Here is a 15,739-nt window from a genome sequence, read left to right on the forward strand (position 1 = left end):
CGAGCCTGGCGACGACGCGGGGCCCGACGACGGCGGGCCCGACGGCGACGTACCACCCTGCGCGCATCCGCCGACGAGGAGCACCAGCGCGCCTGCGAGCGCAAGACGCCGTCCAGAAGCTCGGATCCGATGACCGCGCATGTTCTCCCCTGCCCCCATCACTGCCCGGCCTCTACGAGGCCGGGCCCCGATGGACCCACGCTAGGGACCAGCGGGAAGTTCAGCAAGGGCCGACCGGCCCCGGGCAGGTACAGGGCCGTCATGGCCGCCGGGTGCGTCGGGCGCCGCCCTAGGCGAAGGACTCCAGCTCGACGCCGGCCCGTTCCAGCGCGGCACGGACGGCGGCGGCCACCGCCACGGAGCCGGGGGTCTCGCCGTGCAGGCACAGGGAATGGGGCGTGCGCGTGATGACGGTGCCGTCAACCGCCACGACTTCGCCCTTCAGCGCCAGGCGCAGTGCCCGCTGGACGATCTCCTCCGGGTCGTCAATGACCGAAGCTTCTTCCAGCTGCGGCACGAGCGTGCCGTCGGGGAGGTAGGCGCGGTCCGCGAAGGCCTCATGGAACACCGGATGTCCGGAATCCCTGGCGAGCCTCAGCAGCGCCGAACCCTCCAGGCCCAGGACCGGAAGTCCCGGGTCGTAGGCCTGGATGGCGGCGACCACCGCAGCGGCCTGTTCGCCGTCGTGAACGGTGCGTTCGTAAAGCCCGCCGTGCACCTTCACGTAGTCCACGGAGGCGCCGACCGCGTGGGCCACGCCGTCGAGGGCCCCGAGTTGGTAGAGGACTGCGCCGAACAGGTCATCGAAAGTCATGTCCATCGCGCGGAGGCCAAAGCCCGCCAGATCGGGGTAGCCGAGGTGCGCGCCGACGCGGACGTCGAGTTCGTAGGCTGCGCGGCAGGTGTCCAGCATGGTGACTGGATCCCCGGCGTGCAGGCCGCAGGCGACGCTGGCGCTGGTGACGAGGGGGAACATTGCGGCGTCATCACCCATGGTCCAGGAGCCGAACGACTCCCCCAGGTCAGCGTTGAGGTCCAAAGAATCTGCCTCTCAGTCCGGCGCCGGTCTGCGTTCCGGCATTCAGGTCTCCGGGAATGGTGATCGGCATGGGGCCGAACGCGTGCTTGGCATTCTCAATGACGGCCTGGCCCATCATCCGGTTTCCCACGCCGCCCACGACCGCGCCGACTCCGAAGGGCAGTGCCCGCCCCAGCAGCGCGGTGCCCTGGCGTTTGAGGATGTTCCGCAGGAAGGCCCGCTGGATCTGCTCCCGGACCGAGCCGAAGCCGGCCAGCGGTGTCCGTCGTGAAAAGAGTGAGCCCCAGGCCTGGGTGGGGCCCCTGCCCTGGCCGGAGGCCTGGCCGCTGAGGGAACTCAGCAGTGTGGTGCCTTCCTCGCCGAGCATGATGGCCATGACCAGGGTGCTGGCCTTCTCCGGATCTTCCATCCGCACGCCGTGGAGTTCCGCCAGCGACGTAGCGAACAGCGCGGTCGCTTCCAGGAAACCGGCGGTCGCGGCCGCGGAGAGGCCCAGCGCGGCCACGGTGCCGACGCCGGGGATCACGGCGGAGCCGCCCACGAGCGCGCCGCCGCCGGTGACGGCGGCAAGGTAGTTCCGTTCCAGGACCGCGGCGAGCTGCGCCGCGCTGGCGTGCGGGTGTTTCCGCTGAAGCCGGCGCAGGTTCGCCAGGACCAGCGGGCGCTGGATTTCCACAGCGCGCAGGAGCAGGTTGTGGACGCCGGGCTTGGGCTTGCCCTCGGCGTCGAACATCGCATTGTGGGCGGTCTTCTGGGCAATTTTCATTGCCGGGTTGCTGCGCTTGGCCATCATCGCCTCTCCGTGAACCATAAGGGTGCTGAACTTCGTCCGGTCTTAACACTAGGCCACGGGCCGTTCGGCAGTGTCCGGGGGACGGCAACGGCTGCGACCGGAAGCTCGTTGCCTCCGGCCACAGCCGTGTCCTGGTGCAGGGTTCCGCTGCCCGCATGGGGCCGGCGCAGTGGCGCCTAGCGCGGGATGCGGATCAGCTTCTTGTTAACGAACTCGTCCATGCCGAACCGGCCAAGCTCACGGCCGACACCGGAGCGCTTGACCCCGCCGAACGGCAGGTCCGCCTGGGTCTCGGCGATCGAGTTGATGAACACCATGCCGGTGTCCAGCCGGTCCGCGACCTCCTGGGCCTTCTCGACGTCGGTGCTGAACACCGAGCCGCCGAGGCCGTACGGGGAGCCGTTCGCCAACTCGATGGCCTCCTCGACGCTGGCCACCTTGTAAATGACTGCCGCCGGTCCGAACAGCTCCTCGGAGAAGGCACGCATCTCCGGGGTGACGTCGGTCAGCACGGTCGGTTCCACAAAGGCGCCGGGGCCATCCACCTGGTGGCCGCCGGTGCGGAGGGTGGCACCCTTGTCCACGGCGTCCTGGATCTGCTCGATCAGGCCGTCCGCGGCGCTCTGTGAGGAAAGCGGGCCGAACCGGGTGTCGTCCTTGAGCGGGTCGCCCGGCTTGATCTTGGCCATCTTTGCGGTGAACTGCTCCACAAAGGGCTCGTAGAGGTCCTCGAGCACGATGAACCGCTTGGACGCGGTGCAGGCCTGGCCGGCGTTGCCCATCCTGCCGCCGACGGCAGCCTTGACGGTGGCATCGAGATCGTCGGCATCCAGCACGATGAAGGGGTCGCTGCCACCGAGCTCCAGGACGTACTTCTTCAGGTTCCGCCCTGCCACTTCGGCGACGGCCGAGCCCGCCCGCTCGCTGCCGGTGAGGGAAACGCCCTGGACGCGGGGGTCGGCGATGACTTCGGCGACCTGGTCGTTGTCGATGAACAGGTTGGTGTAGGCGCCTTCGGGGAGGCCTGCGTCCTTGAAAATCGCTTCAATGGCGAGAGCCGACTGGGGGCAGTTACCGGCGTGTTTGAGCAGGATCGTGTTTCCCAGGACCAGGTTCGGCGCAGCAAACCGTGCCACCTGGTAGTAGGGGTAGTTCCACGGCATGATGCCCAGCAGCGGGCCGATGGGTGTAGAGCGGACGACGGCGGAGCCGCCGCCCTTGACGTCCAGCGGCTCATCCTGGAGGAAGCGCGGGCCCTCTGCCGCGTAGTAGTCGTAGATATCGGCGACGAGCAACACTTCGCCGCGCGCCTGCATGACGGGCTTGCCCATTTCGGTCGCAATCAGCCGGGCCAGTTCGTCCTGGCGTTCGCGGTAGAGCTCGGCGACCCGGGCGATCACCTTGGTGCGCGCTTCGACCGGGGCCGCGCGCCAGTCCTGGAAGGCCTGCTGCGCGGCGGCGAGCGCTCCTTCCACTTCGCTCGCGGTGGCGAGCGGGAATTCCTTCAACGTTTCTCCGGTTGCGGGGTTCACTGTCTTGTAGGCAGTCATTAATCCACCATCTCCGTTTCTGGCTGGGTTGAGCCGGTTCGGGCGGGGCCGCGGGCGACGCCCGCAGGCGTCGGGCGCAATCCCGTCCAGTGCGTGGGGCCCGTCTTTGCTCGGAAAGCGCGGCCGGTCCCGTAGGTGCCAACCCGCACCCAGGGCTGACTATTCCATTGGCACTGCACAAACCTGGACGCCAGGTTCTCCGGCCCGCAGGACCGCCGCCGGCCCGCCGCGGTCCCGCGGACGGCCAGCTGGGTGCGCCCTGGTGCAGCTTTGTTATAGTGACGCCTGAGCAGCCGCTCCTCGATAAGGGCAAACCCGGCGCGAGCCGGGGACGCAAAGCCACGGGACCCACGCGGTCAGCCGGGCCGCCGAACAGCAAAGGTCCCTCATGTCCCTCAGCATCCCTTGCGCCCCTCGATAGCCCGCGGGCGGCTGCTGAACCGGATCAGGGGAATCAGGCCGCAACTTCAGAGAACGTTGCCGGCGGAGCAACGGCTGCGGACTCTGGAAGGTGCTGCCGCTGATCTGGCGAGCCACCCGCCAACCCCGGAACTGCTCGACCGGATCGCCGTCCGGGCCCACAGCGCCCTAGGCGCTCCTGGGCAGTTACTGGCGGTGCGGCTGCCCGGCGGCGGGCGCCACCTGCAGGTCCGGGGAACCGGCGTCGCCCTTGCCCAGGCACTGGGCGATCACGGGGTCGAGTTGGATGCGATGGCTGTGTCCCTCACCGGCCTAACGGTGCTCAGTGTGCCGGTGGTGTCGAAGCGGCAGTGTTACGGCACGCTGGCGGCCGCAGCCCACCCCGGACAGGACTTCTCACCACAGGATGCAGAAGCCCTGGCCGCTTATGCCCGTCACACTGCGGTGGCCCTTGATGTTGCGGCGGCCCTGGCCGAAGCCCGGGAAAGCAGCGACACTTCGAGACTGCTGCTCCAGCTCGCCCAGACCTTAGCGGAGCAAGCCACCGTTGGAACCGTGGCAACTGCAGTAGCCGACGCCATTCCCGCACTGTCCGGCGCGGACCGCTCCGCCGTCGCCATCTGGGACGCCCAGTGCGGAAAAGTCCGGATCGCCGGCATGAGCGGCTGGAGCGGCGAGCTTAAGGATAAGCTCGCCTGCTACGCCACCACAGCCCACGACAGCCCGGAGCTGGCGGAGATATTGAGGCACGGCGCCCCGTTGTTGGTGGACCGGAACGGCTCCGACTGGGCTGTCGCGTTGTTAGAGGAATTTGGGGTCTCAGCTTTTGCGGCTGTCCCTGTCCTCGCCAGCAAGGAGCTCACCGGCCTGGTGCTGGCCCACTGGGCCGACCGTCCGGCCCCCGAAACCCTGGAGGGGGCACTGACCGAGCGCCTGGCCGGCCTGGCCAGCCTGGCCGCCGTGGCGCTGGACAATGTCCGGCTCTTGGAGGACACCAGACGCCAAGCGCTGCACGACCCGCTTACCGGCCTTCCGAACCGGGCGTTGCTGGAGAACCGGCTCGAAGAAGCCCTGGCACTCGCGGCCCGCAACGGACACCAGGTGGCCCTGCTCTTCTGCGACATAAACCGGTTCAAACGAATCAATGACAGTCTGGGCCACGCAGCCGGGGACACGGCTCTCCGCCATGTCGCAGCACAGCTCACCGCAGCCGTGCGGAGTGGCGACACTGTGGCCCGCTACAGCGGAGACGAATTTGTCATACTCCTCCGCGACCTCGAGTGCGCCGCGGAGGTCGACCGGGTGGCCGGTCGCATCCGGACCGGCCTCACCGCTGGCTTGGACGTCAACGGCAGGAGGATCTTCGTTGACGTCGCCATCGGCAGCAGCATCAGCGGGCCGCTCCCCCGCGAAAGCCGGAACTCGGCTGACGACTTGGCGGGCATCGCCCGGCGGCTCATCGAGGAGGCAGATGTTGAGATGTACCGAACAAGAGCCCGCGCCCGCGGCCAAGTCCCGCCGGACGTGACGCCCGAAAATGCCCTACGGCTGGAAACCGACCTGCGAGGAGCCGCCGGCCGGGGGGAACTGCGCGTGCTGTACCAGCCGCAATTTGACGTGGCAACGAACGCCCTCGTCGGCGCCGAGGCGCTGGTCCGCTGGCAGCACCCCCAGTTGGGTCTTCTTCCGCCGAGCGAGTTCATTCCGTTGGCCGAGGACAGCGCCCTGATCACCCAGGTCGGCTCGCACGTTCTCAGGGAAGCCTGCCACGCAGGGGCCACGATGCATGCTCTGGGCCGCTCGATCGAGATGTCGGTTAACGTGTCCGCGGTCCAGCTCGGCAGCCCCGGGTTCACTGCCCTTGTCGCGGACATCTTGGCCGGCACCGGTTTTCCCGCCGCATCCCTCACCCTGGAAATCACCGAGTCACAGGCGGTGTCGGAAGACGCAGCGAATGACGGCAACCTGCACGAACTCCGGGCGCTCGGCGTCGGCCTGTCCATCGACGACTTCGGCACCGGGTATTCGTCCCTGGCTCAGCTGCACAGGCTGCCGGTAACTGAAGTCAAAATCGACAAGTCCTTCACCAAGCGGCTGGACGACAAGCCGGAGCCGTCCTCGGCATTCGTTGCCGCAATTATCGGGCTGGGCCACGGACTCGGATTGCGCGTCGTTGCCGAGGGCGTGGAAACAAGCAGCCAGCTTGAGGCATTGCGAGCCATGGGATGCCAGCGCGCGCAAGGCTATCTGTTCGGCAAGCCCAGCGACGCGGGAACCCTCGAAGACCTGCTGAGGGGTCAGTCTCCCGCTGGCCCGAGCACTTCCGGGAGTTCTGCAACAGACGCGGCGGTGTAGTCGGGAGCAGTGAAGTAGTCCGGGTACCTTGACCCTGTCCGGTTGATCCAGGCAGTGGCCAGACCGGCCCGGGCGGCACCATCGATGTCCCAGGGGTGGACCGCGACCAGCAGCATCCGCTCCGGCGCCACCCCACAGGCAGCGGCCGCATAATCGTAGGCGGCTTTGGCGGGCTTCCATCCCGGGGCGCCGTCGACGGAGAGCAGTCTCTCAAACTGGTCCCGAATTCCGGCCGTCGTGAAGAGCCGGTCCGCGATCTCGGCGGAGCCGTTGCTCAGGGTGGCCAGCCGGTACCCCGCCGTCCGGAGCCCCCGCACTCCTGCCGGCACATCGGCGTGGACGCCGAGACCGGCCAGCCCCGCCATGATGCGCTCCACAGCACCGTCGAGATCGCGGCCGACGCCCGCAGCGGGTAACAGCCCGCGCAGAGCGCCCGCGGCGATGTCGGCGAAGGTGCCGTTGCCGCCGGCGGCGGTGATGGCGAACCCGTCACGCAGCAGCCCGGCGAACCACAGTTTCGCGAGCTCGGCGGGTGCGCCGACCTCGGCGAAGTGGTCCGCCATGGGCGACATGTCGGAGAGCGTTTCGTTGACGTCGAAAACGATGACCGAAGGTGTGCCATTCATAATTTCTCCCTCCATGGTGTGTGCTGGCACCGTACCCCACATTCGATTTTCGAGCTGCCCGGCACCGTAGTGACACATTTCGACACGGAACCCTTCACCCGGACGGCGCGGACCGTAACGTTGAAGGAAATAAGGACTTCGGTTTCCCAAAATGGCTGCAAAGGACTATAGGACCTTGTCACTCGAATCATTGCCCGTATTGGACTACTCCCGGCTGAGCGCAGGCCCGGAGGAAGCGTCGCGGTTCCGCGACGATCTTCGCAACGCCATGCACAATGTCGGATTCCTCTACCTGGCCGGCCATGGCATCCCGCAGGAGCTGACTGACGCGATGCTCGATGCTTCCCGCCGTTTCTTCGAACTGCCGGAGGAGCAAAAGCTGGCGGTCGAGAACATCCACAGCCCGCAGTTCCGGGGCTACACCCGGATGGGGGCCGAGCTCACTGACCGGGCGGTCGACTGGCGCGAGCAGATCGACATCGGCGTCGAGCGGGATGCCGTGCAGCCCGGGCCCGGCGTAGCCGACTACTGGCGGCTGGAAGGTCCGAACCTTTGGCCGGCCGGCCTGCCGGAGATGCAGCAGATCGTGTCCGAGTGGACGGAGCGGCTGAGTGCCATCTCCCTGGACCTTTTGCGGGCGCTGGCCGTGTCCCTCGGCGCACCCGAGGACAGTTTTGACGCCGCCTTCGGCGAGCACGCCTTCCCCATGCTCAAAATCGTGCGCTACCCGGGGGAATCCGGTGAGGAGCCGAAACAAGGTGTCGGGTCCCACCGCGACGGCGGCGTGATCACGCTGCTCCTCGTCGAGCCCGGCAAGGGCGGCCTGCAGGTCGAGTACCAGGGAAAGTGGATTGACGCGCCCCAGGTGCCCGGAACGTTCGTCGTCAACATCGGCGAGATGCTTGAACTGGCCACGAACGGCTACCTCAAGGCGACCCTGCACCGGGTGATCTCACCGGCCCGGGGCACCGACAGGATCTCGCTGCCCTTCTTCTACAACCCGGCGCTGGACGCGACCATGCCGCAGCTCGCGATGAGCAACGAGTTTCGGGCCAAAGCCCGCGGCCTGTCGGTGGACCCCACCAACAGCCCGATCCTGGAAACCTACGGAGACAACGCGCTCCGGTACCGGCTGCGGGCCCACCCCAATGTCGCCGCGCTCCACCATACTGACCTGGCGGGCTAGCCCAGCCCGACGCGCTGCGGCTGGGCGATTTTCGTCCAACATTGGGCAGCGCCTTGACTGCTAAGCATGCTTATCGTTACGTTGTTGTGACCGCAGTAAATGATTGAGATCCAAGGAGGCACCATGATCACCAAGGAACACATCGACGACCTGCTGAACCGCAAGGGCAACATCGTTTCCACCGACGGGGACAAGATCGGCTCGGTCGGCCAGGTCTACGCCGACGACGAGAGCGGCCAGCCCAGCTGGGTTACTGCCAAGACCGGCCTGTTCGGCAGCTCGGAGAGCTTCGTTCCGCTGGAAGGGGCCCGGGTGGAGGGGGACGACGTCGTTGTCCCGTACACCAAGGACCAGGTCAAGGACGCTCCACGCGTCGACACTGACGGCCACCTTGAGCCCGCTGAAGAAGAGCGGCTCTACCAGCACTACCAGCTTGGCGGGGGCCGGACCTACACCGACGCCACCTCCGGCCACAACGCCGGCACCGCCGGTGTTGCAGGCACCGAGCGCTTCGAGGAGCGCGGAACCGTCGGCCATGACACCTCGGGCCCGACCACGGACGATGCCATGACCCGCTCGGAAGAGCGGCTCAACGTTGGCACCGAGAAGCAGGAAGCGGCCCGCGTCCGGTTGCGCAAGTACGTCACCACGGAAAACGTGACCAAGACCGTTCCGGTCCAGCGCGAGGAAGTCCGGCTCGAGCGCGAGCCGATCACCGAGGCCAACCGCGGCGACGCGATGTCCGGCCCGGACCTCAGCGATGAAGAGCACGAGGTCATCCTGCACGAGGAGCGCCCGGTCGTGGACAAGGAAACCGTCCCGGTCGAGCGCGTCCGCCTCGACAAGGACGTGGTGACCGACGAAGTCACCGTCGATGAGGAAGTCCGCAAGGAACGCATCGACACCGACGGCGACCACGGCACCCGCCGCTAAGGCAGTCCGCCCGGCATAGCCGCATAGAAAGGTCCGGGGCGAGAGCTGACACTCTCGCCCCGGACCTTTTTCCTTGCGCGGAACTGGGAACTCCCACCGCGATCAGTTGAGGGCGCGCACCAACGGGATGGACGCCGTCGTCGGCCCCGGAAAGACGGTGGGCTGCGGAGCCATCACGGTCGGCAGCGTCACGGCCACCGGCTGGTTGCCGACCGAGAACCGCTCCCCCCGCACGTCGACGTCCAGCGGTGCACCGCCTTGGAAGGTCAGCCGGAGCGCCGCATGATCCAGCTCGACGTGCAGCACCCCGCCCCGCAGTTTCAGGTGGAAGGCCAGCGAGCCCCATTCGGCCGGCAGCCGCGGATCGAAGTAGGGCACCTCGCCCTGGTCGCGCAACCCGGCGAAACCGCTGACCAGCGAGCTCCACACGCCGCCGGCAGAAGCGATATGCACTCCGTCGATCGTGTTGCTGTGGGTATCGTCCAGGTCGATGTAGAGCGCGTGGATGAAATGGTCCAGCGCCTCCTTGCCGTAGCCCACTTCGGCGGCCATGATGCCCTGCACGCACGCCGACAGCGTCGAGTCGCCGGTGGTGATCGGGTCGTAAAAATCGAAGGCCCTTCGCTTCTCCTCCGCGGTGAAGTCCTGCCACTGCAGGAACATCGCCAGTACGGTGTCAGCCTGCTTGAGGACCTGGTGCCGGTAGATCACCAGCGGGTGGAAATGCAGCAGCAGCGGGTACTTGGATCGCGGGGTGCTCCAGTCCCAGGGCTCGAGGGCCATGAAGTCGTTGTCCTGCGAGTGGACCTGGAGGTCCTCGTCATAGGGCACCACCATCCGGCTGGCGGCGTGCCCCCAGAACTCACGCTCGGCGTCGTCGATGCCCGCATGGTCCAGCGCCGCTGCGGCGCGCAGATTAAAGCGGGCCATGACGTTGGTGTAGAGGTTGTCATTGACGACGGCGGTGTACTCGTCGGGGCCGGTGACGCCGTGCAGGTGGAACAGCCCGTCCTTGCCGAAGAACCCCAGCGAGGCCCACATCCGGGCCGTCTCAATCAGCAGCTCTGAGCCGAGGGACCGCTGAAACTCTGCGTCCCCGCTGGCCCACGCGTAGCGGTTGCTCGCGAACGCGACGGCGGCTGCGATGTGGAACTGGGCGGTGCCGGCGGCGTAATAGGCGCTGGCTTCCAGACCGTTGATGGTGCGCCACGGGAACAACGCGCCGTCCACGCTGAGTTCCTTGGCGCGGGCCCGGGCGTCGGGGAGCATTTCGTGGCGGAACTCCAGGACCTGCCGCGCGTTGCCCGGGTTGGTGTACGTCAGATAGGGCAGCAGGTACACCTCCTGGTCCCAGAAGTAGTGCCCGTCGTAACCGGACCCGGACACGCCCTTGGCCGGGATCCCGGCCACATCGGCGCAGGCCGTGGCCTGGGCGAGCTGGAAGAGGTTCCACCGGATCGCCTGCTGCAGGCCCGCCTGGCCGCCCACCACGATGTCGCTGGTGGTCCAGTAGTCGCGGTAATGGGCTTCGCTTTGGGTGAAGATCTCGGCCACCGGCAGCAGGGCCGCCTCGGCGGTTTCGGCCGGATCCTCGTCCACGGACCGGGCCATCGCGTAGCTGACGCTCTTTTCGAGCAGGAACGGTTCGTCCGCGCTGACGGCGAGGACGTAGCGGACGCTGCTGTCGTCGGCGTCCACCTGGGTGTCGAACGGCTGGACGCCGGCGGAGGTCCAGTGGTCCACGGCCACGCCGAGCCGTTGCTTGGATTCGGCCGCTTCCCAGGACAGGCGGAGCGAGCCGTCGCCGCCGTCGAGCCGTACCGGGAGCAGAACCCGCCCGGCGTGCCGGCCTGCGCGGCGCGGGTCGTGGGCCGAGTGGTCCTCGACCGGCTGGTCCTGCCTGTTGACGACGGCGGAGGTCACATCGGCGGAGATGTCCCGGTCGGCCGCCACCTGCAGTGAGATCCCGAGGGCACCCCGTGCCTGGTACCCCACCGCGCGGCGTTCCCTGGTGGTCACGATGGCGCCGGAGCGGCACTGCCAGACGATCCGGCATTCGTAGAAGCCGGTGGCGAAGTCCACGCTCCGCCGGTAGTCCAGTACCGTCGACTCCTCCAGGCTGAGCATCTCACCGTCGATGATCACCACGAAGTTGTTGGCATCCGGTATGTAGAGGATGCGCTGGCCGGTGCGGGCAAAGCCGTACGCGTTTTCCGCGTGCTTAATGTCCCAGATCTCGTGGAAGCCGTTAATGAAGCTGCCCGGAAGCTCGGCGTCAGCGGCGGCCCAGTGGGCACCCCGGATACCGAGGTGGCCGTTGCCGAGGGTGAAGAGAGTTTCCAGGGTGCCGGTGTTGCCCGGTTCGTGAGCGGTTTCGACAAGCTGCCAGGGGTCGTTGGGGAACCTGTCGCGGTCCGAGGTGATGAGAGCCATGGTGTGGTCCTTGGGCGGGTGCGGGCGATGAGGATGGTGCTGCGCTGCGGAGGCGCAGTTAGAGCAGTTCGGCCAGGTCGTTGACCACGATCGTGGCGCCGGCGTCGAGCAGGGTCTGGCGGCCCGCTCCCCTGTCCACGCCGATGACCGAGTGGAAGCTTCCCGCGCTTCCGGCCTGGACACCTGAGACGGCATCCTCGACAACGACGCAGGCTTCGCTGGGCAGGCCGAGCAGGCGCGCCGCGTACTGGTAGGTGGCCGGGCTGGGCTTGCCCGGCAGGCCTTCGGACACCGCGACGACGCCGTCAACCACGACCGGGAAGTAATCGGAGAGCCCTGCCGCCTTCAGTACCGGGACGGCGTTGCGGGAGGAGGAGACGACGGCGACCTTGAGCCCGCGTTTGAGCGCGGCTTCGATGAACCGGACAGAGCCTTCATAGGGCGTGACGCCCGATGCCACGATGTCATTGAAGACCTTGTTCTTGCGGTTGCCGAGGCCATGGACCGTGTCGTGGGCGGGGTCATCGTTCAGGGGGCCCTCGGGTAGCACGATGTTCCGCGAGGCCAGGAAGTCGCGGACCCCGTCGAAGCGGGGCTTGCCGTCGATGTGGTCGAAGTAGTCGCTCTCCCGGTAGCCCTGCGCTTCAGGCACGTTCTGGAGGAAACCGTCGAAGAGTTCCTGCCAGGCGCGCTCGTGCACCACCGCGGTGGGGGTCAGGACTCCGTCCAGATCGAAAAGGATGGCGGAGGCGCCTGAAAGCACCTCGGCCGCCGCGGGGGCGGCATTGGAATTCGCAGTCATGGGTCGGGAGTCCTTTCAGACCGGGGCGGAGCGGTGGTGATGGAGTGCGGAGCGGTCCCGCTGGCGTCCGGCGGCGGCAGGGTGGGTGCCACCCCGGGCAGCGGTGGCGGATGAGGCGGAGGGAGCGGGTCCGGCGGCGGAGGAGAATTGCGTGCGGCCCAGGTTCCCGGCCGCGGCGCTGTTCCGGGTACTTTCGGACATGGTCGGCAGGCGCAGGGAAGCTTGGGAACCGGCGTGGACCGCGAGTCCTGATTGTGCGGCGGAGGCTTGAATCGTAACGCGCGAAACCCTAGCCATGTGGCACGAGCCTAGACCTTTCTTCCCCCAGCAGTAGTGGGCCGATCAGAGTGGGCCACCATCGAGTGTAAGCGCTTACAAAATGGCTGCGCAAGTGGTTGCGGTTCCCCATCGAATGGACTTGCAGCCCTTTCCCGGCTGTTACTTTCCGGCGACGGCTTGGGGTCAGCGCAGCACGTAGTGCCGCAGGAAAGCACTGACGTCCACGAGTTCCGCTTTGGAAATGGAATGGCCAATTCCCGGATAGCTGCGGGCGGTGAGCTGGGTGTGAGCGTGCAGCCATTCCTCGGTGTGGGCGGTGGCGGCATCGTTGATCACGGCGTCGTTCTTGTCCCGCCCCCAGAAGAACGGCGGCCGCGCATCAAAGGACTCGCTCATTGCCAGCAACTCATTGTCCAGCACGAAGCCGGACAACCCGACGACTGCACGGAACGCCTCGGGGTGCAGCCGCAACAGCGTACTCGCCATCGCCATGCCCTGCGAGTAACCCAGCAGGGAGACACTGCTGTGCTGTCCCTTCACCGAGTCGATCCACGTGAAGACTGAGTTGGTGGCGCTGATGACGTCAGCGAAGTCGTGGGTGAGGAAGTAGTCCAGCAGGAACCAGCCGTAGTCGTCACCGATCACTTTGGGAGCCCGTGGGGCGGCGCAGGTGAATTCGTGCGGCAAGCTGTCGAACAGCCGTGCCATCCGGGTCTCGTCCGTTCCGTAGCCGTGCAGCATCACCAGCAGCGGCGTGCCGGCGCGTTCAGGTTCCGGTTTCGACCAGGCGACAGTTTCCATGGAACCAGCGTAGCCAGCCACCTGCGACGCCGTCGTCACCGGGCCGCCCCGGCCGGCAGAACCTGACGTTCACGCACGAATGTTCGGCGGGGCGGGGCCTAAAACGTTGAAACGACACCTACCGGGTTGTAGCGTGACGCTGGACAGCATGCTTAGCACTACCTATCGGTCCACTGGACAACAAGGAGCAAGTCATGAGAATCGGTTCCTCTATTTTCCTTATCGCCCTCGGCGCCATCCTGGCCTGGGCAATCGCCCCCAACCTGATCCCCAACGTCGACCAGACCATGATCGGCTACATCCTCATGGTGGTCGGTGTGATCGGGCTGATTGCGTCCCTAATCCTGGCTTCCCCTGGCCGCGGCCGCACCCGCCGCGTCAGCGAAACCCGCTCCGTCGTCGACCCCAACACCGGTGAGACCATCACCCGAAACGAGAGCCGCGACGCCGGCATCTGATCGCCGGATGCAACTGCACCCGTAACTGACCCGAACGCCGGGCCGGACCGTCAAAGGTCAGGCTCGGCGTTCGGCGTTTAACTGGCTACTGTCCGCGCCGTTCGGTCCCGCCGGGCAACTATCCCCGCCCGGCGCCCGCCCCTTCTGCGTTCATGTTGCTTTTCATTGACAAAGCAACATGAACAAAGATAAAGTCAATTATTCCCACCCCGTGTGATGGGGATCACCGCAGGACCACAAACCGCAGCAGCCGAGTCAACGTCGCACTGGAGGGCAAGTGTTCGCCCAGGAACGCCAGCAATTGATTGTGGAACTCGTCGCCGCCAGCGGCCGGGCCAGCGTCACCGATCTTGCCGAACGGTTCAGCATCACCACCGAAACCGTCCGCCGCGACCTTGCCGCCCTCGAAACCGCCGGCACCGTCCGCCGGGTCCACGGCGGCGCTGTCTCGCCGGAGCGGATCAGCACCACTGAGGAAAGCATCCTCGAACGCACCGTGCAGCGGCAGCCGGAGAAGACCCGCATCGCCGAGGCGGCTCTCGCGCTCGTCCCCCAGGGCCGCTCGGGCAGCATCCTGATCGACGCCGGGTCCACCACCGAGGCGCTGGCTGGAATGCTCGCCGCACGGACGCCCGGATCGTCCAGCGGGACCAGCGGCGACGCGGAACTCGTCGTCATCACCCACGCACTGCCCATCGCGGCTGCGCTCTCCGGGGAACCCGGCATCGCGCTGCACCTGCTCGGTGGGAGGGTCCGCGGACTGACGCAGGCCGCCGTCGGACAGTCCACCGTCGAAGCCGCAGGGCGGATCCGGCCCGACATCGCCTTCATCGGCACCAACGGCATCTCTGCAGCCTTCGGCCTGAGCACTCCCGATCCTGAAGAAGCTGCCGTGAAGGCCGCCTTCGTCCATTCAGCCCGCCGCATCGTGGTGCTGGCTGACTCCTCAAAACTGGATGCGGAAACACTGGTCCAGTTCGCCTCCCTGAAAGATCTGGACACCGTGATCACAGACTCGACACCAAGCCCGGCGCTGGCCGCGGCCCTCGCCGACGCCGGAGTTGAGGTGATGGTCGCATGATCGTCACCCTCACAGCCAACCCAAGCCTGGACCGCACCGTGGCACTGCCCGGTCCCCTGCTCCGCGGCGAAGTGCAGCGTGCGCTTTCAGTCCGGCAGGAATCCGGCGGCAAGGGAGTCAATGTCTCCCGCGCCCTCGTGGCCTCCGGGCTCAAGACCCTGGCTGTCCTGCCCGGCGCTGACGCAGACCCCGTCCTCGCGGGCCTGCGGGACACCGAGGTGCCTTTTGCGGCCCTGCCCATCGGTGGGCCGCTGCGCAGCAACGTGGCCCTCACCGAACCAGGCGGGGTCACCACCAAGATCAACGAACCCGGCCCGGTTCTAAGCGGAGAGCAGCAGGAAGCCCTGATCGGGCTGTTGCTGGATTCCGCCCGCGGCGCCAGCTGGGTCGTCCTGGCCGGTTCCCTCCCGCCCGGAGTCCCGGCCGACTTCTACGCCACCGTCACCCGGCGGCTGCGCTCCCTGCACGACGGCACAGAGTCACCCCTCATCGCCGTCGACTCCTCCGGCGAACCGCTCGCCGCAGCGATCTCCGGCGATGCCCTCGGCAGACCGGACCTGCTCAAACCCAACGCCGAGGAACTGACGGAACTGGCTGCCGCAGCCGGCTTCGCAACAAGCATGTCCGCTGAGGAGCTCGAGGGCGATCCGGAGGCTGCCGCGGCCGCTGCCGCCGCCGTCGTGCGTTCCGGAGTTGGGGCCGTACTCGCGACCCTCGGTTCCAAAGGCGCGGTCCTCGTAACGGCCGACGGCGCGTGGCTTGCCACCCACCCGCCGGTCACCGCGGTCAGCACGGTCGGCGCGGGCGATTCCTCGCTGGCCGGATACCTTCTCGCCTCCAGCCAGGGCGCCGCCCCGGTTGACTGCCTGCGTCAGGCGGTGGCCCACGGTGCCGCCGCTGCCTCGCTGCCCGGTTCCACCGTTCCGGCAGTTCAGCAAACCACCCCCGAAGCCGTAACCATCACGGCCCTGAAAAAGGATTGA

14 protein-coding genes and 1 riboswitch are annotated in these 15,739 nt (G+C 67.2%); of the genes, 6 read left to right on the plus strand and 8 right to left on the minus strand.

What is annotated here, in order from left to right; genetic code table 11:
• Positions 1-289: 289 nt before the first annotated feature.
• From QFZ61_RS02615 to QFZ61_RS02625, 3 genes are all read right to left on the minus strand, one after another.
• Positions 290-1,039 carry a LamB/YcsF family protein gene (locus tag QFZ61_RS02615; protein WP_307033049.1) on the minus strand — a complete coding sequence of 250 codons (750 nt, stop codon included), beginning with the start codon at positions 1,037-1,039 and terminating at the stop codon, positions 290-292.
• Positions 1,023-1,829: a hypothetical protein gene (locus QFZ61_RS02620; RefSeq protein ID WP_307037959.1), complete on the minus strand. Its 807-nt coding sequence runs from the start codon at positions 1,827-1,829 to the stop codon at positions 1,023-1,025. Before QFZ61_RS02620 ends, QFZ61_RS02615 begins: the two co-directional genes overlap by 17 nt.
• 179 nt (positions 1,830-2,008) lie before the next feature.
• Complete coding sequence (locus QFZ61_RS02625) at positions 2,009-3,382, minus strand: NAD-dependent succinate-semialdehyde dehydrogenase (RefSeq protein WP_307033050.1); 1,374 nt, start codon at positions 3,380-3,382, stop codon at positions 2,009-2,011.
• A gap of 298 nt (positions 3,383-3,680) precedes the next feature.
• Positions 3,681-3,755, plus strand: a riboswitch (cyclic di-GMP riboswitch).
• A gap of 104 nt (positions 3,756-3,859) precedes the next feature.
• Between QFZ61_RS02625 and QFZ61_RS02630 the strand changes: the two genes are divergently transcribed.
• Positions 3,860-6,157, plus strand: a complete 2,298-nt coding sequence (locus tag QFZ61_RS02630) for a bifunctional diguanylate cyclase/phosphodiesterase (protein ID WP_307033052.1) — start codon at positions 3,860-3,862, stop codon at positions 6,155-6,157.
• Here QFZ61_RS02630 and QFZ61_RS02635 read toward each other — a convergent pair.
• Entirely contained in the window at positions 6,100-6,783 is a 684-nt protein-coding gene (locus QFZ61_RS02635) for a haloacid dehalogenase type II (protein ID WP_307033054.1), read from the minus strand. The genes QFZ61_RS02630 and QFZ61_RS02635 overlap by 58 nt on opposite strands.
• A gap of 175 nt (positions 6,784-6,958) precedes the next feature.
• On the opposite strand from QFZ61_RS02635, the gene QFZ61_RS02640 reads away from it, so the two are divergent.
• Together QFZ61_RS02640 and QFZ61_RS02645 are read left to right on the plus strand one after the other, a co-directional pair.
• Positions 6,959-7,969, plus strand: coding sequence for an isopenicillin N synthase family oxygenase (locus QFZ61_RS02640; protein WP_307033056.1), 1,011 nt, complete (start codon positions 6,959-6,961; stop codon positions 7,967-7,969).
• 123 nt (positions 7,970-8,092) lie between these two features.
• A complete protein-coding gene (locus tag QFZ61_RS02645; RefSeq protein WP_307033058.1) occupies positions 8,093-8,902 on the plus strand; it encodes a PRC and DUF2382 domain-containing protein in 810 nt (269 codons plus the stop codon).
• 102 nt (positions 8,903-9,004) lie between these two features.
• Here QFZ61_RS02645 and QFZ61_RS02650 read toward each other — a convergent pair whose 3' ends face one another.
• From QFZ61_RS02650 to QFZ61_RS02665, 4 genes are all read right to left on the minus strand, one after another.
• The gene (locus tag QFZ61_RS02650; RefSeq protein WP_307033060.1) at positions 9,005-11,335 is read right to left on the minus strand and encodes a glycoside hydrolase family 65 protein; all 2,331 of its coding nucleotides are present in this window, start codon (positions 11,333-11,335) and stop codon (positions 9,005-9,007) included.
• 58 nt (positions 11,336-11,393) lie between these two features.
• Complete coding sequence (locus QFZ61_RS02655; protein ID WP_307033062.1) at positions 11,394-12,137, minus strand: HAD family phosphatase; 744 nt, start codon at positions 12,135-12,137, stop codon at positions 11,394-11,396.
• Positions 12,138-12,152: 15 nt separating this feature from the next.
• Positions 12,153-12,434, minus strand: a complete 282-nt coding sequence (locus QFZ61_RS02660; protein ID WP_307033064.1) for a hypothetical protein — start codon at positions 12,432-12,434, stop codon at positions 12,153-12,155.
• 165 nt (positions 12,435-12,599) lie between these two features.
• Positions 12,600-13,217 (minus strand): alpha/beta hydrolase, encoded by a 618-nt coding sequence (locus QFZ61_RS02665; protein WP_307033066.1) that lies wholly within the window; start codon positions 13,215-13,217, stop codon positions 12,600-12,602.
• A 194-nt stretch (positions 13,218-13,411) separates the two neighbouring features.
• Between QFZ61_RS02665 and QFZ61_RS02670 the strand changes: the two genes are divergently transcribed.
• The 3 genes from QFZ61_RS02670 (at position 13,412) to QFZ61_RS02680 (ending at position 15,739) form a co-directional block, all read left to right on the plus strand.
• On the plus strand, positions 13,412-13,675 hold the full coding sequence (locus QFZ61_RS02670; RefSeq protein ID WP_307033068.1) for a DUF6458 family protein: 264 nt from the start codon (positions 13,412-13,414) through the stop codon (positions 13,673-13,675).
• A gap of 277 nt (positions 13,676-13,952) precedes the next feature.
• On the plus strand, positions 13,953-14,756 hold the full coding sequence (locus QFZ61_RS02675) for a DeoR/GlpR family DNA-binding transcription regulator (protein ID WP_307033070.1): 804 nt from the start codon (positions 13,953-13,955) through the stop codon (positions 14,754-14,756).
• Positions 14,753-15,739 (plus strand): 1-phosphofructokinase family hexose kinase, encoded by a 987-nt coding sequence (locus QFZ61_RS02680; protein ID WP_307033072.1) that lies wholly within the window; start codon positions 14,753-14,755, stop codon positions 15,737-15,739. Before QFZ61_RS02675 ends, QFZ61_RS02680 begins: the two co-directional genes overlap by 4 nt.

This window comes from Arthrobacter sp. B3I4, from assembly GCF_030816855.1.
GTDB lineage: Bacteria > Actinomycetota > Actinomycetes > Actinomycetales > Micrococcaceae > Arthrobacter.